Raw genomic sequence first — 23,992 nt, forward strand, 5'->3', positions numbered from 1 at the left:
GTCGACGGGGCGGGCGGGAGGCGAGGCGTGGGGTCCAGCGGTGAAAGGACCCCCTTCCCCCCACCCCTCGCACGCTCGGGGTGGGTCCCTGAAGGGGGCCGTTCCATGTCGCCTCGGCCTCCGGTCAAGTGGCTCAGAGGGGGTCCGGGTCGTTCGGCCCCTGCCGCTTGCCGGTGCCCTCCAGCAGCTCGCTGGCGTACGGCGCGTGCCGCGATCCGGAGTGCGCCTCGGCCTGCAGGCGCTCGAGCATGTGCGGGTAGTGGGCCTCGAACGCGGGACGCTCGGACCGGATCCGCGGGATCTCCACGAAGTTGTGCCGCGGCGGCGGCGAGGACGTCGCCCACTCCAGCGAGTTCCCGTGACCCCATGGGTCGTCGCGCAGGGCCAGTTGCCCGTACTTCCACGACTTCACCACGTTGTAGAGGAACGGGATGGTCGAGGCGCCGAGGACGAACGCGAAGATCGTGGAGATCGTGTTCAGCGTGGTGAAGCCGTCGGTCGACAGGTAGTCGGCGTAGCGGCGCGGCATGCCCTCGTTGCCCAGCCAGTGCTGGATCAGGAACGTGCCGTGGAAGCCGATGAAGGTCAGCCAGAAGTGCAGCTTGCCGATCTTCTCGTCCATCATCCGGCCGCACATCTTCGGGAACCAGAAGTAGATGCCCGCGTAGGCGGCGAACACGACGGTGCCGAAGACGACGTAGTGGAAGTGCGCCACGACGAAGTAGGTGTCGGAGACGTGCCAGTCCAGCGGGGGGCTGGCCAGCAGCACGCCGGTCAGGCCGCCGAAGAGGAACGTGACCATGAAGCCGATCGACCACAGCATCGGCGTCTCGAAGGTCAGCTGACCCCGCCACATGCTGCCGATCCAGTTGAAGAACTTGATGCCGGTGGGGACGGCGATCAGGTAGGTCAGGAACGCGAAGAACGGCAGCAGCACCGCGCCGGTGGCGTACATGTGGTGGGCCCAGACGGCCAGGGAGAGGGCGCCGATGGCCAGCGTGGCGAAGACCATGCCCTTGTAGCCGAACAGCGGCTTGCGGCTGAAGACCGGGATGATCTCGGTGATGATGCCGAAGAACGGCAGGGCGATGATGTAGACCTCGGGGTGCCCGAAGAACCAGAACAGGTGCTGCCACAGCATCGCGCCGCCGTTCTCGCGGCTGTAGATCAGTGCGCCGAGGTTCCGGTCGGCCAGCAGCGCGAGCAGTGCCGCAGTCAGGATCGGGAAGGCCAGCAGGACCAGCACGCTGGTGACGAGCGTGTTCCAGGTGAAGATCGGCATGCGGAAGAGCGTCATGCCGGGCGCGCGCAGGCAGACGATCGTGGCGATGAAGTTGACAGCACCGAGGATCGTGCCCAGGCCAGCCACGGCCAGCCCGGCGATCCAGAGGTTCGCGCCGGCACCCGGGGAATTGGTGATGTCCGACAACGGCGTGTAGGCCGTCCAGCCGAAGTCCGCGGCACCGCCGGGGGTGAGGAAGCCCAGCATCGCCGTCGTCCCACCGAAGAGGAACAGCCAGTAGGAGAAGGCGTTCAGCCGCGGGAACGCGACGTCGGGGGCGCCGATCTGCAGCGGCATGATCAGGTTCGCGAAGGCGAAGAACAGCGGCGTCGCGAAGAACAGCAGCATGACCGTGCCGTGCATCGTGAACAGCTGGTTGTACTGCTCCGGCGACAGGAACTGCATGCCCGGCCGTGCCAACTCGCCACGCATGAGCATGGCCATCAGGCCGCCCACGATGAAGAACGCGAACGACGTGGTCAGGTACATCAGGCCGATGGTCTTGTGGTCGGTCGTCCGCAGCAGGTTGGCCAGCCGCGACCCCTTCTCCGCCACGTGGACCGGACTCGGCCGACTCACGATGGGCGCCGGTGCAATCGTCACGCTCCGGATCGTAGACGGTGCTTTCCCGGCACTCCGGCGGGACGGTAGAGGCGCGCCGATGACCGCCCCGGACCCGTCCGGCGACGCACCGTCAGGTGCTGCGCGTCGACACTGTCCGGTACGTGCTGATCCGCACGGAGACGGTCACGTCGAGTGGTTCGGGGAGCGCGTCGAGCGACGTCCTGACGTCGTCCCGCGCCAGGTGCCGGGCGTGCGGGCCCATGCCCACCAGTGTCGCGACGGCGGCTCGGTCCAGCCGGAGGCGCTCGCGGTGGACCGCCGTCGTCACCGGTTCCAGGTGCGGCTCCAGGGTCGCCGCGAGCCGGGCCGCCTTGTGCGGGTCGACCCGCAGCAACCCGAGTGGTCCGACCAGCTCGCCCAGGTGGTCCTCGGCCGGGGTGACGACGACGAGGCGGCCGTCGTCCCCCAGCACCCGGGCGATCTCCGGCCCGTTGCGTGGCGCGAACACGACCAGCACCCGGTCGACCGCCAGGTCGGCGATCGGGAGCCGCGCCCACGTGTCGGCCACCACGGCGACCGCCCGTGGATGGGCGCGTGCAGCACGGCGGGCGGCGTACGGGGAGGAGTCGAGCACCACCCCCGCGGCGGCGGGCAGCAGGTCCAGGACGCCGGCGAGGTGGTGGCCGGTGCCGCCGCCGAGATCCAGCAGGCTCGTCGGCGCCGGGCCGTCCGCGACGGCGTCGGCCAGCGCGCCGGTGACACCGGCGTAGTGACCCGCCGCCAGGAACCCGACGCGGTCGGCGACCATCTCGGCCGAGTCGCCCGAGGGGGGTCGGTGGCCGGGCGGCAGCAGGGTGACGTGGCCCTGGCGGGCACGGTCGAACCGGTGGCCCGCGGAGCAGCGCAGGCCGGTCGCCTCCACCGACAGTTCTCCGCCGCAGACCGGGCAGGCCAGGATCTCGACCGCCCGGGGGTCCAGCGGCGGGGCGCTGCTCACGTCCGCGGCGGGACGGCGTGGAAGGTGACGTCCCGCAGCTCGCCGTCGGCCGCGACCGCGGTCACGTAGGTGCCGTGCGGCTGGCGGCGCCGGTCGGTGGGCGACCCCGGGTTGAGCAGCCGCAGACCGCCCGGGGCGGTCGTGTCCCAGGGGATGTGGCTGTGCCCGAAGACGAGGACGTCGGTGTCGGGGAACCGGGCGGCGCAACGGGTCTCGCGCCCCGTCCTGTCACCCGTCTCGTGTATGACGGCGATGCGGACACCCTCGATCTCGGCCCGCGCCACCTCGGGCAACCGCTCGCGGAGCGGCCCGTGATCGTTGTTGCCGTAGACCCCGATCAACCGCCGGGAGCGTGCCTCGAACAGGTCCAGCAGCGCCGCGTCGACCCAGTCACCGGCGTGCACCACGACGTCCGCGACCTCGATCGCCGCCCAGAGGGAATGAGGTAGGTCACGTGCCCGCTGAGGAACGTGCGTGTCAGAGGTCAACACCAGCGAAACAGGCACGACGACATGGTCGCAGGCGGCTACGTTCTGCCCTCGGCCGATGACCTGCGTCCCATCCGCTCGAACACTGAGGACTGCCCGTGACCGACCCTGAGCTGTCCCGCGCCTCCCGGCGCGCAGAACTCCGCGACGACGAGCCCTACGAGAAGCGCTGGCTGGCCCTCGCGGTCATCGCCGTGACCATCCTGCTGGTCATCCTCGACGCCACGATCGTCAACATCGCCCTGCCCGCGGTCTCGACCGACCTGGAGATTTCGGCGGCGAGCCAGCAGTGGATCGTCACCGCCTACACGCTCACGTTCGGCGGCTTCCTGCTGCTCGGCGGCCGCATCGCCGACTTCTGGGGCCGCAAGCGCACCTACTTGGTGGGGGCTGCCGGCTTCGCGGTCGCCTCGGCGCTCGGTGGCCTGGCGCAGAACGAGGCCATGCTGTTCGGCGCGCGGGCGCTGCAGGGCGCCTTCGGCGCACTCCTCGCTCCTGCCTCGCTGGCACTGATCACCGTGCTCTTCACCGACACGAAGGAGCGGGCCAAGGCGTTCGCCGTCTACGGCGCGATCGCGGGCGGTGGCTCGGCGATAGGCCTGCTGCTGGGCGGCGTGCTGACCGAGTACGCCGACTGGCGCTGGTGCTTCTGGGTGAACCTGCCCGTCGCGATCTTCGCGATCGTCGCGGCCATTCCGATCGTGCCGGAGAGCAAGGCACCCGGTGACACGAGCTACGACATCCCCGGTGCCGTTCTGATCACCCTGGGCCTGGCGTCGGTCGTCTACGGCTTCACGCGGGTCGCCATGGAGTCGCAGGAGAACGCCCAGCCCGGTGGGAGTGGTGCGAGCGGCTGGTCCGAACCGCTGGCGCTGCTGTTCATCGGCGCGGGGGTCCTGCTGGTCGCCGCCTTCGTCGTCCTCGAGCTGAAGACCCGAAATCCGCTGCTACCCATGCGGATCGTCCTGGACCGCAACCGCGGCGGGGCCTACCTGACCTCCACGTTGGTCGGGGCGGGCCTCATCGGCGCGTTCTTCTTCCTCAGCCTCTACTTCCAGCAGGTCCTGCAGTACACCCCGGTCGCGGCCGGCTTCGCCTCGCTGCCGACGACGCTGGGCGTGCTCCTGTCGGCCGGGGCGGCGAGTGCGCTGGTGCCGAAGGTCGGACCGAAGCCGCTGATGGTGCTCGGTGGGCTGCTCGCCGCCGCCGGCCTGTTCACGATGTCCTTCCTCAAGGTCGACAGCGGCTTCTGGGAGCTCGCCTTCCCGGGCCAGCTGCTGCTCGGGCTCGGCCTCGGGTTCACGTTCGTGCCGCTGTCCAACCTCGCGCTCATCGGCGCCGGTGTGCATGACGCCGGTGCGGCCAGCGCGATGCTGAACGCCACGCAGCAGGTCGGCGCCTCCATCGGCACCGCGCTGCTGGCGACGCTCTCGGTCGGTGCGATCACGAACTACTTCACCGACGTCGCCGCCTCCGGCGGTGACCCGTCCAGCCCCGCGGTCGGGCTCCAGGCCCAGGTCGAGGGCTACACGACGGCCTTCACCTGGGCCGCCGTCCTGCTCGTCATCGGGGCCCTGGTCTCCGCCTTCCTGATCAAGGCGACCAAGGAGGACCTGCCGGACGAGGCCGCGGTGCACGCGGCCTGACGCGTCGCCTGATGATCAGGTGACCTGATCATCAGGGGTCCTGGCTCACCGTCGACAGTGAGCCAGGACCCCTTCACGTGAGCCAGGACGAGCGCTCGGCCCGCGTCAGCCCTTGTCGGCCATGGCGCGGAGTCGGGCGTTGTAGGCGGCCAACTCGGCGTCGTGCGTCCGGTCGGCCGTCCGGTCGACGGCGCGGCCCCGACGCTCCTCGGAACCGGCCCAGGAGAAGAAGACGACGGCCAGCACCAGCACGGTCGGCAGCTCACCGAACGCCCACACGATGCCGCCGGCCTCGCCCTGGTCGCGGAGCGGGTCGATGCCCCAACCCGCGGGCGGCTGCGCGAACGTCTCCACCACGAGCGACCCGGCCATCATGATCGCGACGCCGAAGAAGGCGTGGAACGGCACCGGCAGGAACAGCTCCAGCAGCCGGCCCGGATGGCTCAGCGTCCGCGGCCACGGGTCCTGGGCCACGATCGGGCCGAAGAAGAGCAGCCCGGTGACGACGAAGTGGGCGAGCATCAGCTGGTGCCCGACCGCGTTGCGCATCAGCGCGTCGAACAGGGGCGTGAAGTAGACGCCGTAGAGGCTCGCGATGAACAGCGGCACCGTGAACAACGGGTGCGACACGAACCGCGCGAACCGGCTGTGCAGGGCGTCGAGCAGGAGCGCCCGCGGGGTACCGGCGGCGCCGTGCCCACGCGGCAGGGTCCGTAGGGCGAGCGTGACCGGCGCGGCCACGAGCAGGAGCAGCGGCGTGATCAGCGACAGCACCATGTGCTGCGTCATGTGCACGCTGAACAGCACCATCGAGTAGCCGTTGAGCCAGGTTCCGGTGACGGCGAACAGGGACGCCGTGCCGCCGATCCACGCCAGCGTCCGCCACCACGGCCACGCGACGCCGGTGCCGCGCAGGCGCACCACGGCGGCGAGGTAGACGAGCAGGCCGACGACGCTGAGCACGGCCAGCACCGACTCCGGCTCCAGGTGCGGCAGGAACATCCGGCCCCACGTGGGCGGCTCGTCGGGCACCCACATGCCCGAGTGGTGCCCGTGCTCCACCGACGCCTCCTCTGCCGCGCGCGCTCTGGTCGGCTCCACTGTCCCACCGCGGCCGGATCGGCGGATGGCCCCCCTGCAGGGGCCGTGCTCAGTCGTGGACGGGCGCCTCGTGGCCGGCGTGCGCCGCGCCCTCCAGTTGGAAGGTGCAGTGCTCCAGGTCGAAGTGCTCGCCGAGACAACTGCACAACGCGTCGAGCACCCGTCCCCCGTGGCCGGCGGCCAGCGCCTCGTCGGTGACGACGACGTGCGCCGAGAGCACCGGCAGTCCGGAGGTGATGGTCCAGGCGTGCAGGTCGTGCACGTCGAGGACACCGTCGACACCCAGGATGTGCGCCCGCACGTCCTGGAGGTCCACGCCTCGGGGTGCGGCCTCCAGGAGGACGTCGAAGGCCTCGCGCAGCAGGTGCCAGGCGCGCGGCACGACGAGGACGCCGATGACGGCGGAGGCGACGATGTCGGCCGGAGTCCAGCCGGTGGTCGCGATGACCACGGCCGCGACGATGACCGCCACGGACCCGAGAGCGTCGGCAGCGACCTCGAGGTAGGCCCCCCGGATGTTCAGGGAGGAATCGCGTCCGCCGTGGAGCACGAGCAGCGAACCGAGGTTGACCACGAGGCCGACCGACGCGATGACGAGCATCAGCCCGGAGCCGATCTCGGGCGGGTCACCGATCCGGCGGATGGCCTCGACCAGCACGTACGCCGCGACGGCGAGCAGGAGCAGCCCGTTGGCCACGGCGGCGAGGATCTCCACGCGCTGCCAGCCGAAGGTGCGCCGTCCGCGTGCGGGGCGCTGGGCGAGGCTGACGGCGGCCAGCGCGAGCGCGAGGCCGGCGGCATCGGTGGCCATGTGCCCGGCGTCGGCGAGCAGGGCCAGCGAACCGGAGAGCACGCCGCCGACGACCTCGGCAGCCAGGACCGCGAGCGTCAGGCCGAGGACGACGACCAGCCGGCGGCGGTGCGCGCCCCCGGCAGTGGCCGGGGCGTGGATGTGCCCCTGTCCCATCCCCCGCCTCCCTGTGTGCGCCGCGCTACGGCGAAAGTGTCCCCCACGAGCGACGCCCCCTGCCGGAAGTCCGGCAGGGGGCGTCATCACTACGGGCGACTCAGATCGCGACGCCGCGCTCGCGCAGCCACGGCAGCGGGTCGATCTTCTCGCCGTTGAGGCCGCCGACGTGCACCTCGAAGTGCAGGTGCGGGCCGGTGGACTGACCGCGGTTGCCGAGCAGCGCGATGGTGTCACTGGCGCGGACGACCTGGCCGGCCTGGACCAGGATCGAATCCATGTGGCCGTAGACGGTCACGTCGCCGTTCTCGTGCTGGATGTAGACCGCCAGCCCGAAGCCGCTCGCCGGACCCGCCTCGAGGACGACGCCGTCCATGGCTGCGTACTCGGGGGTCTGCATCGGAGCGGCCAGGTCGATGCCGGCATGCAGGGTGCCCCAGCGGGCTCCGAACGTGCTCGTCAACCGGGCGCCGTTCACCGGCAGGATCGCCTTGGGCCGGGCTGCCTCGGCGGCCGCCTGCGCAACAGCCTGGTCGGCGGCGGCCTGTACCTGTGCGGCGGCGGCCTGCTCGGCGTCCCGCGCGTTACGGCTGACGGTCAGCTCGCCCAGCCGCTCGGCGGCGTGGGTCTCGGTGACGGCGTCGGTCGGCTGCGACTCGAGGCCGAGCTCCTCGGCGATGCTCACCGAAGAGCTCATCGTCTCCGTGGCGGAGGCGACCGGGTCACCGCTGGTGAATCCGCTGACGCTGATCGCGCCGACCAGGGCGGCGGCCAGGTACAGCGACGGACGACGACGGATCGACGGCGGACGGCGGCGGAGGAACCGCGAGCGGCGCCCCTCGGCAACTGCGGCGACGACCTCGCCGGCCAGGAAGTCGGCGGCCGAGCCTTCGGCGGGGGCCTGGACCTCGACGGCCACGGGCTCCGCGGAGGCGACGCGCTTGTAGGGGGTCGGCCGGACCGCAGCAGCCTTCGCTGCCGGCTTCGCGGTGGCGGTGCGCTGGGCAGCCGCTGTCACCTTGGCAGCAGCCGGCTTGGCGACCGCGGTCGCCTTCGTAGCGGCGGCCGGGGTCGCCTTGGCGGCTGCGGGCTTGGCGGCCGGGGTCGCCTTGGCAGCGGCCGGCTTGGCGACCGGGCTGGCCTTCGCCGCCGCGACCGGCTTGCCGACCGGGGTCGCCTTGGCGGCCGCGGGCTTGGCGGCAGGAGTGGCCTTCGCCGAGGCAGCGGGCTTGGCACCTGCCGCCGGCTTCGCAACCGAGGCAGCCTTCGCGACCGCCGCCGGCTTGGCAGCGACCGGGGCGGCCTTCGCGACCGCAGCCGGCTTGGCAGCCGGGGTGGCCTTGGGAGCGACGGCCTTGGGAGCGACCGTCTTGGGAGCGACGGCCTTGGGAGCGACCGTCTTGGGGGCGGCGGCCTTAGGAGCGACGGCCTTGGGAACGGCGGTCTTGGGAGCGGCGGTCTTCGCAACGGCGGCGGGCTTCGCCGTGGTGCGAGCGGCCGCAGTGCGGTTCGACACCTTGGCAACAGCAGCGGCCCGTGCGGCGGTGGCCGCCTTCGAGGTCGCGGCCTTGGCAGAGGCAGCCCCGGCGGCCGCGGCCTTCACAGTGGCGGTCCTGGCCGTCGCGGCGCGGGCGCCCGCAGCCCTCACGGTGGCGGCCTTCGCAGTCGCCGCCTTGGCCGAGGCGGCCTTGCCGGTCGCCGCAGCCTTCGTGGTGGCCGCAGCCTTGGCCCGCGAGGCCAGGGTGCCGGCCGTCGACGCGGCGGTCTTGCTACGGGTGGCGCGGGAGGCGGGGACAGCCGAGGTAGGCGTCGACCCGTCCGTGATGGTCGAGGTGGACCCGGTGCGCTGCGACTTCCCCTGCCGCTGCGTCGGGACCGTGCTGGTGGCCTTCTCCTCGGTCGACCGGCGAGAGGTTCCGCGGGCCGGGGCGGGGGTGGCTCCAGTGCCCGTCACGGGCTCCGGTCCCTCGACGAGGAGGTGGTCCTGGTGGAGCGAACTCATGCACCTGACTTCCGTTGGACGGCATTACAACGCGCACTCCCGGGGAGAGGAGCGGGACCCATGTAAACACGCCGTGACCAGTTCGTGATCTGAGCCGAGGCGTACCCACCCGCCGTTTAGTGGCGGGCGCCACAAAGCGCCATCAATGTGATTCCGCAGTGCGTGAGGGTTGCGTTACAGCGTGTGAGAAACGCGCCGTGAATTGTTGAAACTGGGGCGATCCAGGTCACGACGGGGCAAAAGACCCTGGAAGCGGCCGACGAACGGCCCTATCGAGGGAGAAACAGACATGCGCGCAGTGACCTGGCACGGCCGAGCCGACGTGCGGGTGGACACCGTTCCCGACCCGGTGATCCAGGAGCCGACCGACGTCATCATCGAGGTCACGTCCTCGGGCATCTGCGGCTCCGACCTCCACCTGATCGAGGTGATGGCGCCGTTCATGTCCGTCGGCGACGTCATGGGTCACGAGCCCATGGGGATCGTCCGCGAGGTCGGCTCCGAGGTGACCGAGGTGAAGGCCGGCGACCGCGTCGTCGTCCCCTTCAACATCTCCTGCGGCACCTGCTGGATGTGCAACCAGGGGCTGCAGTCCCAGTGCGAGACGACGCAGAACCGCGAGCAGGGCTTCGGTGCCTCCCTCTTCGGCTACACGAAGCTGTACGGGCAGGTCCCCGGCGGCCAGGCGGAGTACCTGCGCGTGCCGTTCGGCAACACCCTGCCGATCAAGGTGCCGGAGGGTCCGGCCGACGACCGGTTCGTCTACCTCTCCGACGTGCTGCCGACGGCCTGGCAGGCGGTGCAGTACGCCGGCATCCCGAAGGGCGGGAGCGTCCTCGTCCTCGGACTCGGCCCGATCGGTGACATGGCCGCCCGGATCGCGTTGCAGCAGGGGGCGGGCCAGGTGTTCGGCGCGGACGTCGTCCCCGAGCGACTGGCGCGGGCGCGGGCACGCGGCGTCACCGTCATCGACACGACCGAGCAGGCGGACGTCGTCAGCCGCGTGCGGGACGCCACCGACGGCCGCGGGCCGGACGCCGTGATCGACGCCGTCGGCATGGAGGCGCACGGCTCGCCGCTGGCGAGCTTGGCCCAGAAGGCCACCGCCGTCGTCCCCGACGCGATCATGGAGAAGGTCATGCAGGTGGTCGGCGTCGATCGGATGGCCGCGCTCAACACGGCCATCGAAGCCGTCCGCCGTGGCGGCACGATCTCCCTGTCGGGTGTCTACGGCGGCGCGACCGACCCGATGCCGCTCATGCGGATGTTCGACAAGCAGGTCCAGCTGCGCATGGGCCAGGCCAACGTGTGGCGCTGGATCCCCGACATCCTGCCGCTGCTCACCGACGCGGACCCGCTCGGCGTCGACGACTTCGCCACCCACCACGTGCCGCTGGCGGAAGCACCGCAGGCGTACATGAACTTCCGGGAGAAGAAGGAAGGCACCGTCAAGGTCCTCCTCCAGCCCTGAGCGAGCTCCCCCGCCGGCCTGCGCATGTCCGCGGGCCGGCGGGTAGGGAGGCCCTATGACGACCACCGCGGAGAAGTCCGGCCAGTACGCCCTCGGCGACCGGTCGGTGAACCGGCTCGGGTACGGAGCCATGCAGTTGTCCGGCCCGCACATCATGGGCCCGCCGGCCGACCGCGACGCCGCGATCGCCGTCCTGCGCCGCGCGGTGGAACTCGGCGTCGACCACATCGACACCAGCGACTACTACGGGCCGCACCTCACCAACGAGCTCATCCGGGAGGCGCTGCACCCCTATCCCGATGAGCTGACGATCGTCACCAAGGTCGGCGCCCGCCGCACCCGGGACGGCGAGTGGCCCGAGGCGCTGACGCCCGAGGAGCTGCGGCAAGCCGTCCACGACAACCTCGACCACCTCGGCCTCGACGTCCTGGAGGTCGTGAACCTGCGCCTCCCCGGGTTCGAGCGGCCGATCGAGCGCTCGCTCGCCGAGCCGTTCGAGGCGCTGCTGGAGCTCCAGGAGCAGGGGCTCATCCGCCACCTCGGCGTGAGCAACGTGACCGTCCAGATGTTCGCCGAGGCTCGGTCGATGGGCCGGGTCGTCTGCGTGCAGAACCACTACAACCTGGTGCACCGGGACGACGACCCGCTGGTCGACGCCCTGGCGCGCGAGGGCATCGCCTACGTGCCGTTCTTCCCGCTCGGCGGGTTCACCCCCATCCAGTCCGCGGCACTGGAGGCGGTGGCGCGCAGGCTCGAGACGACACCGATGGAGGTCGCGCTCACCTGGCTGCTCGCCCGCTCCCCCAACCTGGTGCTCATCCCCGGCACGTCCTCGGTCGCGCACCTGGAGGAGAACCTGGAGTCGGCCGCCCGGGTGCTGGGCCCGGTGGAGATGCAGGAGCTGGACCAGATCGGGGGCACCGGCGAGCTGAACCCTGAGCTCTGAGCTCTGAGCTCTCAGCGAACGGAGCGGATCCGGGCCACGGAGGCTGCGCCGAGCACCGTGAACACCCCGGCCACGGCGAACAGGACGCCGTAGCCGCCGAGTTGGGCGATGACCAGGCTCGCCAGCAGCGGGGCCAGCGCCTGCGGGGCGACGACGGCGACGTTCATGACGCCCAGCTCCCCGGCCACCGCCCGCGGATCGGGCAGCACCTGGGTGACGAGGGCCTGGTCGACCGACGTGTAGGCGCCGTAGCCGGCCCCGAGCAGGAGGCCGGCGACCAGGGCACTGGGCCAACTGGGCGCCACGACCAGGACGGCGCAGGCCAGCGCCTGCAGCGCGGCGGCGCCGGCCACGAAGATCCGGCGCCGGCCGGTCCGGTCGGACAGGACCCCGCCTCCCCAGGTCGCCGCCACGGTGGCCACAAGATAGACGAGGGTGAGGATCAGCAGCGAGCCCTCGGGGTCGTCCACCCGCAGCCCGTCGGTGAGGAAGTACAGGAGATAGGTGGTGCCGAGGGCATTGCCCAGGTTGACCAGCAGCCGGCCGGCGAACGCCCAGGCGTAGTCCGGGTGCCGTCCCGGGGCGGCCCAGCTGGATCGCAGCGCGGCGGCCAGCGACCGGGGCCGGCCGCCCGCCCGGGGCTCGCCCTCCCGGGTGCGCAGCACCCAGGGCAACGCCGCGGCGACGAGCAGCACGGCGAGCAGGACGTAGCCGGCGCCCGGCGCACCGCCGAGGGCCGTGACCAAGCCGAGCCCGACGACGATGCCGAGCGCCTGCGGCCCGTAGATCGCCGCAGACACCGTGCCCCGCTGGTCGGGCGGCACGTCGTCGGCGATCGTCGCCGTCAGTCCCGCCATGGCGGCGTACATGCCGAGCTGGGCCACCAGCCAGGCGACGGCGACGGCCTGCCAGGACCCTGCGGCACCGGTGAGCAGCAGCCCGACGACGTAGCCGACGACCCCGCCGGCGACCCAGACCCGCCGGCGGCCCCAGCGGCTGCGGGTGCGGTCGCACAGGGCACCGAACAGCGGCAGCGCCAGGAGCGCGGCGAGGCCGGCCACGCCGTTGACGAGACCGAAGTCGCGCACCTTGTGCGTCGGGTCGAGGGCGGCCAGTTGCAGTGGGAGCAGTAGCTGGATCGGGGCGAGCTGCGCCGCCCACAGGCCCAGCCAGATCAGCGCGAACCGCAGCGTCCAGGCGCGGCCGACGGGCACGCTGGGGACGTCGTCCGCGACGACCGCCGCGGACGGGGAGGCGTCCATCTCAGCCGCGCCGGCCGGCCGGGCCCAGCACGCGGTCCAGGTAGGCGTTGGTGAGGACGCCGCCGGGATCGAGCCGGTCCCGCAGCGCCACGAACTCGCCGAACCTTGGATAGCGCGCCCGCAGGATCTCGGCGTCGAGGCCGTGCAGCTTGCCCCAGTGCGGCCGGCCCCCGACCTCGCCGGCGATGGACTCCAGCGCCGCGAACCAGGATCCCGGATCCGTTCCCGCGGGGACGTGGGCGGCGATGTAGGCGCTGTCCCGGTCGGACGCGGTGGACAGCGGGACGTCGTCCGCGGCGGCGACGCGGACCTCCACCGGGAACGCGGCCCGCCAGTCGTTGGTCTCGTGGACCCGGCGCAGCTCGGCGAGCACGGCCGGTGCGTCGGCGCGCGGGATCGCGTACTCCATCTCCAGGAAGCGCACCCGGCGGCGGCTGACGAAGACGCGGTGGGAGTGGTCGGTCCAGGTGCGGGCACCGAGCGCCTTCGCCGACATCCGGGCCAGCGGCGGGATGAGCGCGGGCACCCGGCGACCGGCAGCGACCACGCCGGCGAAGGCACCGTTGGCGAGGATCTCGTCGTCCCAGACGGCCCGCCACCGTGGCAGCGGGGCGAGCCCCTCCTCCAGAGGCACGCGGGTGTTGCACTTCAGCAGGGTCACGTCGGTGTGCGGGAACCAGTAGAACTCGACGTGGTCGGTCGAGGTCATCAGGTCGTCGAAGCCCTCCAGCGCGGCGGTGAGCGTGCCCGGCCCCTCGACGGCCCGCAGCGCGAACGCGGGGACGGCCTGCAACGTCACCGTCGTCAGCACCCCGAGCGCCCCCAGCCCGATCCGGGCCGCGGCGAACACCTCCGGATGGCGGGTGGCGTCGCAGTCGAGGACAGCGCCGTCCGGCGTCACCAGCTGCAGGCCTCGCACCTGCGTGGCGAGCCCGCCGAACCGGGCTCCCGTGCCGTGCGTCCCGGTCGACAAGGCGCCCGCGATCGTCTGCCGGTCGATGTCGCCGAGGTTGGTGAGCGACCAGCCGCGCCGGACGAGCTCGGCGTTCAGCCGGTGCAGCGGGATGCCCGCGCCGACGGTGACGAGCCCGTCGTTGCCGACCTCGCCGAGACCCGCCAGACCGGCACAGCCCAGCTGGATGTCCTCGGGCCGGCCGATCCCGGTGAAGGAATGGCCACTGCCGATGGGCCGCACCCGACGGCCGGCCGCCGCGGCAGCGGTGAGGACGGCCGCCACCTCGTCGGTCGACCCCGGGTGCACCACCTCGGCGGTGGTGCGCTCGTTGCCGGCCCAGTTGTGCCAGCGCGTACGGGTCCCGGGGGGCGCCGGAGCTTCCGTCACGCAGGCCTCCTTCATCGGTCGCACGCACTCTGCTGCCCCGGGAGTGTGCAGGTCAACGGCTGGTCGGGTTGACCCGCCACCGTGCTCACCGGCACGCTGCGCCGTGATGAGCCTCCCCGAGCCCGCCCTCGCGGCCGACCGCGCCAGGGCCCGGCTGGACGGCGCGACCGCCGACCTCGACCCGCCGCTGGCCGTCCTCGACCTGGACGCACTCGACGCCAACGCCGCCGATCTGGTGCGCCGCGCAGCGGGGACACCGATCCGGGTGGCCAGCAAGTCGGTCCGCAACCGCGGCGTGCTGCGCCGGGTGCTCACCCGGCCCGGCTTCAGCGGCGTCCTGGCCTACACGCTGCCCGAGGCCCTCTGGCTCAGTGGTGGCGAGGACCCGGTGAGCACCGACGTCGTCGTCGGATACCCGTCGGCCGACCGGTCGGCGCTGCGGAGGCTGGCGGCCGACGAGACCGCGGCGGCGAGGGTGACCCTGATGGTCGACTCGGGCGAGCAGCTCGACCTCGTCGACAGCGTCGTCCCCCCGGACCGGAGGGCGCCCCTGCGGATCTGCCTGGACGTCGACGCCTCGCTCCGGGCGGCCGGGGGGCGGGTCCACGTCGGCGTGCGCCGCTCACCCGTGCACTCCGTGGTCGACGCCCTCGCCCTCGCACTGGAGGTGACCGCGCGACCGGGTTTCACGCTGGTCGGCCTCATGGCCTACGAGGCGCAGATCGCGGGCGTCCAGGACGCCCCCGCGCACCGGCCGCTGCGCGGGCTCGCCGTCCGCGGGATGCAGAAGGTGTCGGCGCGCGAGCTGGCCGGGCGCCGGGCCGACGTGGTCGCCGCCGTCTCCGCCGTGGCGCCGCTGGAATTCGTGAACGGCGGCGGGACCGGCAGCGTCGAGCGGACGGCGGCGGAGGACGCGGTCACCGAGGTCGCCGCAGGATCGGGGCTGTACTGCCCCGTGCTCTTCGACGGGTACCGGGCGTTCGCGGCCCGGCCGGCGACGTTCTTCGCCGTCCCGGTGACCCGGATCCCTGCCCCTGGCACGGTGACCGTCGCCGGGGGCGGCTGGACCGCCTCCGGCCCGCCGGGCGCCGACCGGCTGCCCGTGCCGACCTACCCGACCGGGCTCGCCTGGCTCCCGCCGGAGGGGACCGGTGAGGTGCAGACCCCCCTGCGCGGCTCCGGGACGGCGGGGCTGCGGGTCGGCGACCGGGTCTGGTTCCGCCACGCGAAGGCCGGCGAGATCTGCGAGCACGGAAACGAGCTGCACACCCTGGCCGGCGACCGGCTGACCGGCGCGCTGCCCACCTACCGCGGTGAGGGCAAGGCCTTCGGCTGATCGACCCTCGCTGTTGTTGATCAGCGGATGAGTGCACGCGATTCGGGTGGCGACGGGCGGACACACCGACCGCGCGTGCACGTATCCGATGATCAACTCGGGAAGCCGACCGGCCGGCCCTCAGCGGGCGCGCTGGACCCGCGTCTCGTCGAACACCGGCTCGGTCGACTCGTAGACCCGCCCGTCGGCGCCGAACACCAGGAACCGGTCGAACGAGCGGGCGAACCAGCGGTCGTGGGTGACCGCCAGGACCGTCCCCTCGAACGCCCCGAGCGCGTCCTCCAGCGACTCCGCCGAGAGCACGTCGAGGTTGTCGGTCGGCTCGTCGAGCAGCAGCAGCGTGGCGCCGGAGAGCTCGAGCAGCAGGATCTGGAACCGCGCCTGCTGCCCGCCCGACAGCGTCCGGAACTGCTGCTCCCCCTGGTCGGCGATGCCGTAGCGGCGCAGCGCCGCCATCGCCCGCCCGCGGTCGACGCCCGGACGTCCCGGCTCGCCGTGCCAGAGCAGGTCGACCGGCGTCCGGTCCTGCCACTCCGGGTGGGCATGGGTCTGGGCGAAGAACCCGGGGACGACGCGCGCGCCGAGCCGGCATTCCCCCGTGTGCGTCACCGCCTGACCCGCGAGCAGCCGCAGGAAGTGCGACTTGCCCGCGCCGTTGGCACCGAGGACGCCGACCCGGTCGCCGTACCAGATCTCGGCGTCGAAGGGCTTCATCAGCCCGGTGAGCTCGAGCTGCTCGGCGATGACCGCGCGCACGCCGGTGCGTCCACCGCGCAGCCGCATGGCCACCTTCTGCTCCGGCGGGCGGTCCGGGGGCGGGCCGGCGGCCTCGAACTTCGCCAGCCGGGTCTGCATGGCGTGATACCGGTTGGCCATGTCGGGAGAGTTGGCCGCCTGCTGCTGCAGGGTGCGGACGAGGTCGATCAGCCGCTGGTGCTCCTCGTCCCAGCGGCGCCGGAGTTCGGCCAGCCGCTCGTGCCGCGCCGTCCGGGCCTCGTGGTAGCTGACGAACCCGCCGCCGTGCACCCAGGCGGACCCACCCTCGACGGTCACCACGCGGTCGGCGACGCGGGCGAGGAGCTCCCGGTCGTGGCTCACGAAGAGCACGGTCTTCCGGGTGTCCAGCAACCGCTCCTCGAGCCACCGCTTGCCGGGGACGTCGAGGTAGTTGTCCGGCTCGTCGAGCAGCAGCACCTCGTCGGGGCCGCGCAGCAGCGCCTCCAGGGCCAGGCGCTTCTGCTCACCGCCGGAGAGCGTCGACAGCTCCCGGTACTTGCAGCCGTCGTACGGGATGCCGATCGCGGCGACGGTCACCGTGTCCCAGGTGACCTCGGCCTCGTAGCCGCCGACGTCGCCCCAGTGCGAGAGCGCGTGGGCATACGTCATCTGGCCGCGTTCGTCGTCGGTCTCCATGAGGGCCAGCTCCGCGGCCTCCAGTGCGTCCCAGGCCTCGCGGACGGCGGGCGGTGAGAGGTCGACGAGGAAGCGTTGCACGTTCGTGTCGTCGCGGACCGAGCCGATGAACTGGCGCATCACGCCGAGCCCCCCGGTGCGGGCGACCGATCCCGCCTCCGGGACGAGGTCGCCGGCGATGATCCGCAGCAGCGTCGTCTTGCCGGCCCCGTTCTCACCCACCAGGGCGGCGCGGGCGCCCTCTCCGATGCGGAAGTTCACGTCGTCCAGGAGCACCCGCCCGTCGGGAAGGGTGTGCCTGACCCCGCTCACGTCGACGTAGCCCACCGCTCCATCATCCGGGACGCGGCAACCGGGTTAGCGCAGCGGCTCAGTCGAGGGAGACCCGCAGCCGCTGGCGGGCGAGGCGCTCGACCAGCTCCGGGAGCGCGTCGGCGGGCGACCCGCGGAGCTCCTCCCGGCAGGTGCGCACGACCAGGACGATGGAGTGGGCGCTGAGCTCCGGGAACTCCTCAGCGAGTCGGGTGGTGGCGGAACGGACGGACAGGTCAGGGCCGGTGGGCAGAACTGCCAACGCCATGGACGGTCCTTCGATTCGCGTGCCGCCGGAGCAGCAGGGGGCGGATTCCCGTAGAGGCACACCTTCATCGCCGCGAGGGCCGGGGACCAGGGACCAAGGTCCCCGGTGCGACGGCCCCCGGCGTGTCCGCTCCGGAGAGCACGCGGCCGCCCGATCGGGTCCGGTCCCCTGTCGGTCCGGCCGCGGATGGTCGAGCATCCGGGTACGTACGCATCGACCTTCCCGGAGGTGCCCGTGCGGTTCCGCGACCGGAAGGACGCCGGGCGGCTGCTCGGTCGACGGCTGGAGTTCCTGCGCCGTCAGGACGTCGTCGTGCTGGGGCTCCCGCGGGGCGGCGTCCCGGTGGCTGCCGAGGCCGCCCGGGCACTCGGCGCGCCCCTGGACGTCATCGTCGTCCGCAAGGTGGGCGTCCCGTTCCAGCGCGAGCTGGCCATGGCCGCCGTCGGCGAGGGCGGCGTGGTGGTGGTCAACGACCGCGTGGTCGGGCTGGCCGGTGTCGATCAGGAGGACCTCGAGCAGGGCGAGCGGCGGGAGCAGGCGGAAGTGGAGAGCCGCGTCCGGTACCTGCGGGGGGACCGGCGGCGCATCCCGCTCACCGGGCGGACCGTCGTCCTCGTGGACGACGGGATCGCGACCGGCTCGACCGCCCGGGCCGCGTGCGCCGTCGCGCGGGCCCTCGGCGCGGCACGCATCGTGCTCGCCGCACCGGTCTGCGCACGGGAGGCCGCCCGGCAGCTGGCCGACGACGCCGACGAGCTGGTCTGCCTCCAGGTGCCACGGGACTTCGGGGCGGTCGGGCAGTTCTACGTCGACTTCCGGGCGACCGAGGACGACGAGGTCATCGAGCTCCTCGAGCGGGCCGCCAGGTCTCAGGCGGGTGCGGCCGAGTAGCCGTTCTCCCCTGCCGCGGTGGCAGCGACGGCATCACGGACGAGCTCGCTCAGCGCGCCGGTGTCCACCCGGTCCAAGGAGGTGAAGCGGATGCAGCTCTTGCCGCAGGAGACCGTGCCGAGCCGGTCGGCGCGGGTCTCGGCGAGGTAGCCGCCGTCGACGACGGCCGCCACGTAGAGGGAGAGGTGCCGCTTCTGGGCGGCGAGGGCGATGAGCGGCCACATCGTGGTCTCCTTGGCCGACCGGGGCCGGTAGGGCATCAGCCCGTAGCCGAGCATCGCCGAGGCACCGGCCGGCACCAGTTGCCGGTCGATCCCGGGTGCGGCAGCGGTGACGAGCGCGTCGACCCGGCGGAGCTCCTGCTCGCGGTCACCCGCGGCGGCGAACCAGGCCTCGACGTCGTCGGGCATGCCCGTCTCCTCAGCTCAGGACGATGGACAGCAGCGTCGCCCCTACCGCCAGCACCATCGCGAACACGACGACCATGGCCACCATCCGCTTGCGCCGCTCGGCGTCGCTCCGTCCCGTCATGCCGACACGCTACCGCCGGAACTGGGCATTTCCTCAGGCCGGCGGCCCCACAGCAGGGTGTCCAGAGCCGTACCGGCCGGCGTCTGCCGTCGAATCTGCTCCAGCCGGTCGACGTCGAGCAGGGCCTCGACCGGTGCGAGCCGGTCGACGCTGTGCAGGATGCCGGGCTCCTGCGGTCCTCCCACACCGGCGGTGAGGTTCTCGACGTCGTGCCCGAGGACGAGCAGCCGCCCGCCGGGACGCAGCCAGCCGACCGCCCTCGTGAACAGCGCCGTGGTGTCGGCCTCGGCCAGGTGGAGATAGGCCACGAGCACGAGGTCGAGGCTCGCCGGCTCGGCGGACCAGGTGGTCACGTCGGCGGTCACCCAGCTGACCCGGTCGGCTCCCGGCTGCGCCCGGCCGCGGGCCAGGCCGACGTCGGAGAAGTCGACGGCGGTGACGTGCCAGCCGAGCCCGGCCAGCCACAGGGCATGCCGTCCCTCGCCCGCCGCCAGGTCGACCGCGTCCCCCGGGGGAAGGTCCGCGAGCAGCGCGGCGACCTGCGCATTGGGTTCGGCCGACCACTGCTGCCGCTCGGCGTACCGCTCGTCCCAGTCCTCCGCCCGCATGCACTGGAGTCTGTCGCACCCGCCTGGGACGGTGTGGCCATGTTGCCGGTGCCGGAGGTCGCACTGCTGCGGCTGGCCGCCCAGTGGGTCGCCGGGCCGGGGGGCGCCTCCCCCGTCGACGTGGTCCGGCGGCTCGGTGCCGTGCAGGGTCAGGACTTCCCGGGTGCGGTCACCTCCATCGCCCTGCGGACGGCGGACCGGCGCCGCTCGGACGTCGAGATGGCTCTGGACGACGGCGAGATCGTCCGGTCGTGGCCGATGCGCGGCACCCTGCACGTGCTCGCCGCCGACGACCTGCACTGGATGCTCGCACTGCTCAGCACGAGGGCCATGGCCGGCCTGGCCGGCCGCCGGGAGCGCCTGCTCCTCACCGAGGCCGACGTCGAGCGCGCGCGGGAGATCGTGCTCGGGGCACTGGACGGCGGTCGCCGGATGCGCCGGGCCGACCTGCTCGCCGCGATCGAGGACGGCGGTGTCGCGACCACCGGCCAGCGCGGCTACCACCTGCTCTGGTACCTCGCGCAGACCGGCACGCTCTGCCTGGGCCCGACCGACGGCGCCGGCGAGCAGCTGTTCGTGCTGCTCGACGACTGGGTCCGGACACCCCGGCGGCTGGCCGGCGAGGAGGCGCTGGGCGAGCTCGCGCGGCGCTTCTTCCTCGGACACGGGCCGGCGACGGTCCAGGACCTGGCGCGGTGGGCCGGGATCCCGCTGCGCGACGTCCGTGCCGGCCTGGCCGTCGCACGCCCGGAACTCGAGGCGCTCGACGTCGACGGCGTCGAACATCTGATGGACCCGGCGACACCCGACCGGCTGGCCGGCTGCCGGAAGGCGGCGGGCGGGCTGTTCCTGCTGCCCGGCTTCGACGAGTTCGTGCTGGGCTACGGCGACCGGCGGGCCATCCTCGACCCGGAGTTCGCCGACCGCATCGTGCCGGGCAACAACGGCATGTTCCGCTCGACCGTCGTGCACGGCGGGCGCATCGTCGGCACCTGGCAGTGGACCGGTCGCGGCGCGAAGCGGACGGTCACCGCAACCCCGTTCACCTCGTTCCCCGAGGCGCTCACGGCCGAGATCCGCGACCGCGCCGCCCGCCTGCCGTAGCGCTCAGTCGCAGGGCGCCGGGCGGGCCGACTCATCGGCCGCGCGCAGCCGGACGACGTGGCCCGCGTCGTCGGCGAACACCGCCTCGTCGGCGGTCACGAGGGTCAGCGTGCCCGGCTGGTACGGGTTGCCCCAGCCCGGCGGCGGGTTGCCGGCACCGTCCACCAGCGGCGGGTCGGCCGCAAACCACACGCCACCGACGTCGGTGCCGAGCACGCCGCAATGCGTGTACAGGTCGAGCGGGGAGGCGACACCCGGTGCGACAGAGTCCGTGGACGAGGGGACCGGCCCCTCCGGCGCACCGGCCGCCGCGGCGGCGTCGCCCGTCGGCAGTTCGGCGGAGCCCTCCGTGCTCGAGAGGGCCGTCCCCGTGGCGGTCTCCACGCCTGTGTCGTCGTCGGTGACCACCCAGAACGTCCACGTCACGACCGCCGCGGCAGCAGCCGCCGCCAGGACCCCTTCCCGCCAGCGGCCGGAGCGGGCCCGCGGAATCTCCGTCCGGGGGGCCGGGAGCTCGTCCTCGTCCGGCTCGTCCACCAGGTCGGCGTACGCGCGCAGCGAGCTGCGGAGCCGCTGCTCCAGCTCATCCGGCACGGCGGTCTCCCAGGTGCTTCTGCAGGGACGCCAGGCCCCGGGAGGCGCTGGACTTCACGGTGCCCCGGGCGATCCCGAGCGCTGCCGCGATCTCGGCCTCGCTGAGCTCGGACCAGTAGCGCAGCACGAGCACCTCCCGTTGCCGCCGGGGCAGCGTCCGCAGCGCCTCGACGACCTCCCGGTGCTCCTCGGTGAGCAGCACGGCGAGGTCGGCCGACGGGACGTCCTCGGGTCCGGCCGTGTGCAGGTGCCGGCGCGCCACCCGGCGGCGCCGGTAGAGGGTGCGGACGCCGTTGACCACCGACGTCCGCAGGTAGCCGACCGCCGCGGCGGGATCGACCGCGTGCCAGCGGCGCTGCAGGGCGAGGAAGGCGTCCTGGACGACGTCCTCGGCCGTGCCAGCGTCGTCGGTGAGCAGCACCGCCAGGCGCAGCAACGGCGGCCGCTGCGCCCGGTAGAGGTCGATCAGGGCGCCGTCCCACTCCGCCCCGATCGCGACCGGCTGGTCCACTCCACCCGCCTCTCCCGCGCTGACCGCGACCAGCATGATCCCGACTCCCTCTGCCCGGGACGCTGCGGACACACCGCAGGCCACTACGACAGAGACGCTCGGAATACGCCGGGGGTTGTCACGGCGGGAGCACGGCTTCGGGGCCGGGTAGTCCCCCGGGGGGTCAGCCGCGCCGTTCGACGAGGAAGACGGGGATCTGGCGGTCGGTCTTCTTCTGGTAGTCGGCGTAGTCCGGGAAGGCTTCCACGGCCCGATCCCACCACTCGGACCGCTCGTCGCCGGACAGCTCGCGGGCGACGCCGTCCCACGGCTCGGGCCCGTCCTGCACCGTGACCTGGTCCGGGGCCGCGCGGAGGTTGGCCACCCACACCGGATCGTCCGGAGCGCCGCCCTTGGAACCCACCATCAGGTAGGCGCCGTCGTGCTCCACCCGCATCAGCGGCTGCTTGCGCACCGTGCCGGTCTTCGCGCCACGGGTGCTGAAGACGACGACCGGCAGGCCACGGTCGCGCAACGTGTTGCCCTCCCGGCCACCGGTGCGCTCATACAGCTCTACCTGGTCGCGAACCCACTTCGCCGGACTCGGTTCGTACTTCCCCTCCAGTGGCATGCACCGAACCTAGGACTCCTGGCGCCGCCCGGCACGGGGAGGGACGTAGTCGACCGTGTGCGGCACGAAATAGCTGAGGTTGTCGGTGATCAGCCCGTCGCTCTCGCGGATCCCCATGCCCGCGGGCTCCCCGTCGACCACCCAGACGCCGAGGACGGGGTGGTGCGGACCGTCGACCCCCGCGAAGTCCGGCAGCGGGGCGAACTCCTGGACGACGAAGCCCTCGGTGCCGTAGCGGCCGGGCTGCTCCGCGGTCACCGCACCGTCGCGGACGATCGCGACGTTGGCACCCTCGCGGCCCCACAGCGGCTTGCGCACGTAGTCCCGCCACGACCCCGGCATCTCGTCGGCGAAGTACGCGGGCAGCAGGTACTGGCCGAGCACCGGGTCGGTGCCGAACAGCTGCCAGAGGACCGGCAGCAGCGCCTTGGTGCTCCACAGCATCTTGTAGGCCGGCTCCACCCACGTCGTCCCACCGGAGCGCATCCCGTCAGCGAGGACGGCTGGGCCGAACTCGTCCTCGATCAGCCACTCCCAGGGGTAGAGCTTGAAGACGACGTCGAGGTGGCGGCCCTGCTGGTCGTAGAACCGGCCGTCGCCGTCGTCGAGCACGATGTCCTCGACGATGAGCTCGATCGCCTCGTAGCCCGCCTGCACCACCGTGTCCATCAGGTAGGCGACGGTCATCCGGTCCTCGCCGGAGGTCTCCTCGCTGGTCCAGGCCAGGTGCACCCGGGGGCGGATGCCGGTGCGCCGCTCCCACTTCAGCAGGTTGCGCTGCCAGGCCGCGACCAGCTTGTCGTGCAGCGCGTTCCACTGGTCGGTGCCCTGGCCGGTGAACAGGTGCCAGTTCCACTGCGTGACGGCGGACTCGACCAGCCCGGTCGGGGTGTCGGCGTTGAACTCCAGAAGCTTCGGGGAGCCCTCGCCGTCGTAGCGCAGGTCGAAGCGGCCGTAGATGCTCGGCGGCTCGGACTCCCAGGTGCGCCGGATCTGCGGTCGGGCCATCGGCGGGATGCGCAGCCGGTCGAACAGCTCGTTGTCGACGATGTGGTCGCCGGCGGCCACGCACATCTCGAACAGCTGTGCCGCCGCACCCTCCAGCCGCTGGATCTCGGCCATCGAGAAGTCGTAGAAGGGACCCTCGCGCCAGTAGCTGCGGACCTCGCCGCCGGGCAGGTGCGTGCGGTTGTAGACCAGGCCCTGGGCCTCGATCTCGGCCTCCCAGCCGGGCCGGACGACGCCGCTCTCGATGCGTCTCACGTGGGCGCGACGGGCACTAGCTGCCGGCGCCGGTACCCGAGCGGTTGCCGACCCCGCTGCCGATCCCGCCGCTGACCCGGGTGCCCGCGCTCACCTTGCCGGTGCTCGGCAGGCCGGCCCGCTGGCGGGCGGCGGTGTCGGTCGGGTTGATCCGAGTGCCGCCGCTGGGGAGGACGGTGCCGACCGGCAGCCCGCGGCCGAATCCGCCGAGGTAGAGGAAGAAGAAGCCGGCGCCGGGGCCGTTGTAGCCGTCGTCGCAGTACTCGTCGTCGACGATCTCGCCGTTCTCGTCGGTGCAGTACGCGACCTGCTCCTCCTCCTGGCCGCCCACTCCGCAGCCGGCCATGAAGCCGGTGGCCGCGGTGGTGAGCACGGTCGTCGTCAGGGCGGCGCGGACACGGTTCGAGACCGCCATGTGCCCTCCTCGATGCCGTCGGTCGCCCAGAACAATAGGTCGGCCCGCGCGCCGGCGAGCGGGCCCGG

General features: G+C 72.7%; 23 protein-coding genes. 6 read left to right on the forward strand and 17 right to left on the reverse strand.

What is annotated here, in order from left to right; translation table 11 throughout:
- Positions 1-133: 133 nt before the first annotated feature.
- The 3 genes from ctaD to E4P38_RS18515 form a co-directional block, all read right to left on the reverse strand.
- Entirely contained in the window at positions 134-1,885 is a 1,752-nt protein-coding gene (gene ctaD, locus E4P38_RS18505) for a cytochrome c oxidase subunit I (protein ID WP_135133431.1), read from the reverse strand.
- Between the two features lie 91 nt (positions 1,886-1,976).
- Positions 1,977-2,843 carry a putative RNA methyltransferase gene (locus E4P38_RS18510; RefSeq protein WP_245161133.1) on the reverse strand — a complete coding sequence of 289 codons (867 nt, stop codon included), beginning with the start codon at positions 2,841-2,843 and terminating at the stop codon, positions 1,977-1,979.
- Positions 2,840-3,334 (reverse strand): YfcE family phosphodiesterase, encoded by a 495-nt coding sequence (locus E4P38_RS18515; protein ID WP_245161134.1) that lies wholly within the window; start codon positions 3,332-3,334, stop codon positions 2,840-2,842. The genes E4P38_RS18510 and E4P38_RS18515 overlap by 4 nt, the downstream gene beginning before the upstream one ends.
- A 95-nt stretch (positions 3,335-3,429) precedes the next feature.
- Between E4P38_RS18515 and E4P38_RS18520 the strand changes: the two genes are divergently transcribed.
- Positions 3,430-4,977 (forward strand): MFS transporter, encoded by a 1,548-nt coding sequence (locus E4P38_RS18520; protein ID WP_245161135.1) that lies wholly within the window; start codon positions 3,430-3,432, stop codon positions 4,975-4,977.
- Positions 4,978-5,082: 105 nt separating this feature from the next.
- On the opposite strand, the gene E4P38_RS18525 is transcribed toward E4P38_RS18520, so the two are convergent.
- The 3 genes from E4P38_RS18525 to E4P38_RS23255 all read right to left on the reverse strand — a co-directional run bounded on the left by E4P38_RS18525 (position 5,083) and on the right by E4P38_RS23255 (position 9,047).
- A complete protein-coding gene (locus tag E4P38_RS18525) occupies positions 5,083-6,039 on the reverse strand; it encodes a cytochrome c oxidase assembly protein (protein WP_245161136.1) in 957 nt (318 codons plus the stop codon).
- An 88-nt stretch (positions 6,040-6,127) separates the two neighbouring features.
- On the reverse strand, positions 6,128-7,045 hold the full coding sequence (locus E4P38_RS18530) for a cation diffusion facilitator family transporter (protein ID WP_135133433.1): 918 nt from the start codon (positions 7,043-7,045) through the stop codon (positions 6,128-6,130).
- Positions 7,046-7,145: 100 nt separating this feature from the next.
- A complete protein-coding gene (locus tag E4P38_RS23255) occupies positions 7,146-9,047 on the reverse strand; it encodes a M23 family metallopeptidase (protein ID WP_209309186.1) in 1,902 nt (633 codons plus the stop codon).
- Positions 9,048-9,336: 289 nt separating this feature from the next.
- Here E4P38_RS23255 and E4P38_RS18545 point away from each other — a divergent pair, with 289 nt between their 5' ends.
- Both E4P38_RS18545 and E4P38_RS18550 read left to right on the forward strand, forming a co-directional pair.
- Positions 9,337-10,518 carry a zinc-dependent alcohol dehydrogenase gene (locus E4P38_RS18545; RefSeq protein WP_135133435.1) on the forward strand — a complete coding sequence of 394 codons (1,182 nt, stop codon included), beginning with the start codon at positions 9,337-9,339 and terminating at the stop codon, positions 10,516-10,518.
- Positions 10,519-10,573: 55 nt separating this feature from the next.
- Positions 10,574-11,464: an oxidoreductase gene (locus tag E4P38_RS18550; protein ID WP_135133436.1), complete on the forward strand. Its 891-nt coding sequence runs from the start codon at positions 10,574-10,576 to the stop codon at positions 11,462-11,464.
- An 11-nt stretch (positions 11,465-11,475) separates the two neighbouring features.
- Here E4P38_RS18550 and E4P38_RS18555 read toward each other — a convergent pair whose 3' ends face one another.
- Positions 11,476-12,726 carry an MFS transporter gene (locus E4P38_RS18555; protein ID WP_135133437.1) on the reverse strand — a complete coding sequence of 417 codons (1,251 nt, stop codon included), beginning with the start codon at positions 12,724-12,726 and terminating at the stop codon, positions 11,476-11,478.
- A 1-nt stretch (position 12,727) separates the two neighbouring features.
- The gene (locus E4P38_RS18560) at positions 12,728-14,068 is read right to left on the reverse strand and encodes a D-arabinono-1,4-lactone oxidase (protein WP_245161137.1); all 1,341 of its coding nucleotides are present in this window, start codon (positions 14,066-14,068) and stop codon (positions 12,728-12,730) included.
- A 106-nt stretch (positions 14,069-14,174) separates the two neighbouring features.
- Between E4P38_RS18560 and E4P38_RS18565 the strand changes: the two genes are divergently transcribed.
- Positions 14,175-15,404, forward strand: coding sequence for an amino acid deaminase/aldolase (locus E4P38_RS18565; protein ID WP_135133438.1), 1,230 nt, complete (start codon positions 14,175-14,177; stop codon positions 15,402-15,404).
- Positions 15,405-15,524: 120 nt separating this feature from the next.
- On the opposite strand, the gene E4P38_RS18570 is transcribed toward E4P38_RS18565, so the two are convergent.
- Together E4P38_RS18570 and E4P38_RS18575 are read right to left on the reverse strand one after the other, a co-directional pair.
- Positions 15,525-17,144 carry an ABC-F family ATP-binding cassette domain-containing protein gene (locus E4P38_RS18570; protein WP_135133439.1) on the reverse strand — a complete coding sequence of 540 codons (1,620 nt, stop codon included), beginning with the start codon at positions 17,142-17,144 and terminating at the stop codon, positions 15,525-15,527.
- A 43-nt stretch (positions 17,145-17,187) separates the two neighbouring features.
- On the reverse strand, positions 17,188-17,397 hold the full coding sequence (locus E4P38_RS18575; RefSeq protein ID WP_135133440.1) for a hypothetical protein: 210 nt from the start codon (positions 17,395-17,397) through the stop codon (positions 17,188-17,190).
- A gap of 228 nt (positions 17,398-17,625) precedes the next feature.
- Here E4P38_RS18575 and E4P38_RS18580 point away from each other — a divergent pair, with 228 nt between their 5' ends.
- On the forward strand, positions 17,626-18,288 hold the full coding sequence (locus E4P38_RS18580; RefSeq protein ID WP_245161138.1) for a phosphoribosyltransferase family protein: 663 nt from the start codon (positions 17,626-17,628) through the stop codon (positions 18,286-18,288).
- On the opposite strand, the gene E4P38_RS18585 is transcribed toward E4P38_RS18580, so the two are convergent.
- The gene (locus tag E4P38_RS18585) at positions 18,267-18,698 is read right to left on the reverse strand and encodes a DUF1801 domain-containing protein (RefSeq protein WP_135133441.1); all 432 of its coding nucleotides are present in this window, start codon (positions 18,696-18,698) and stop codon (positions 18,267-18,269) included. The genes E4P38_RS18580 and E4P38_RS18585 overlap by 22 nt on opposite strands.
- 117 nt (positions 18,699-18,815) lie before the next feature.
- Positions 18,816-19,427, reverse strand: coding sequence for a class I SAM-dependent methyltransferase (locus E4P38_RS18590; protein ID WP_135133442.1), 612 nt, complete (start codon positions 19,425-19,427; stop codon positions 18,816-18,818).
- 39 nt (positions 19,428-19,466) lie between these two features.
- Between E4P38_RS18590 and E4P38_RS18595 the strand changes: the two genes are divergently transcribed.
- On the forward strand, positions 19,467-20,531 hold the full coding sequence (locus E4P38_RS18595; RefSeq protein ID WP_135133443.1) for a winged helix DNA-binding domain-containing protein: 1,065 nt from the start codon (positions 19,467-19,469) through the stop codon (positions 20,529-20,531).
- Between the two features lie 3 nt (positions 20,532-20,534).
- On the opposite strand, the gene E4P38_RS18600 is transcribed toward E4P38_RS18595, so the two are convergent.
- From E4P38_RS18600 to E4P38_RS18620, 5 genes are all read right to left on the reverse strand, one after another.
- Positions 20,535-21,125, reverse strand: coding sequence for a hypothetical protein (locus E4P38_RS18600; protein WP_135133444.1), 591 nt, complete (start codon positions 21,123-21,125; stop codon positions 20,535-20,537).
- Entirely contained in the window at positions 21,115-21,672 is a 558-nt protein-coding gene (locus E4P38_RS18605; RefSeq protein ID WP_135133445.1) for a SigE family RNA polymerase sigma factor, read from the reverse strand. The genes E4P38_RS18600 and E4P38_RS18605 overlap by 11 nt, the downstream gene beginning before the upstream one ends.
- A 127-nt stretch (positions 21,673-21,799) precedes the next feature.
- The gene (locus E4P38_RS18610; RefSeq protein ID WP_135133446.1) at positions 21,800-22,246 is read right to left on the reverse strand and encodes a nitroreductase family deazaflavin-dependent oxidoreductase; all 447 of its coding nucleotides are present in this window, start codon (positions 22,244-22,246) and stop codon (positions 21,800-21,802) included.
- Positions 22,247-22,255: 9 nt separating this feature from the next.
- Positions 22,256-23,509 (reverse strand): glutathionylspermidine synthase family protein, encoded by a 1,254-nt coding sequence (locus E4P38_RS18615; protein ID WP_135133447.1) that lies wholly within the window; start codon positions 23,507-23,509, stop codon positions 22,256-22,258.
- 16 nt (positions 23,510-23,525) lie between these two features.
- Positions 23,526-23,924 carry a hypothetical protein gene (locus E4P38_RS18620; protein ID WP_135133448.1) on the reverse strand — a complete coding sequence of 133 codons (399 nt, stop codon included), beginning with the start codon at positions 23,922-23,924 and terminating at the stop codon, positions 23,526-23,528.
- Between the last annotated feature and the right edge of the window lie 68 nt (positions 23,925-23,992).

Source organism: Blastococcus sp. CT_GayMR16 (assembly GCF_004570875.1).
Lineage (GTDB): Bacteria > Actinomycetota > Actinomycetes > Mycobacteriales > Geodermatophilaceae > Blastococcus_B.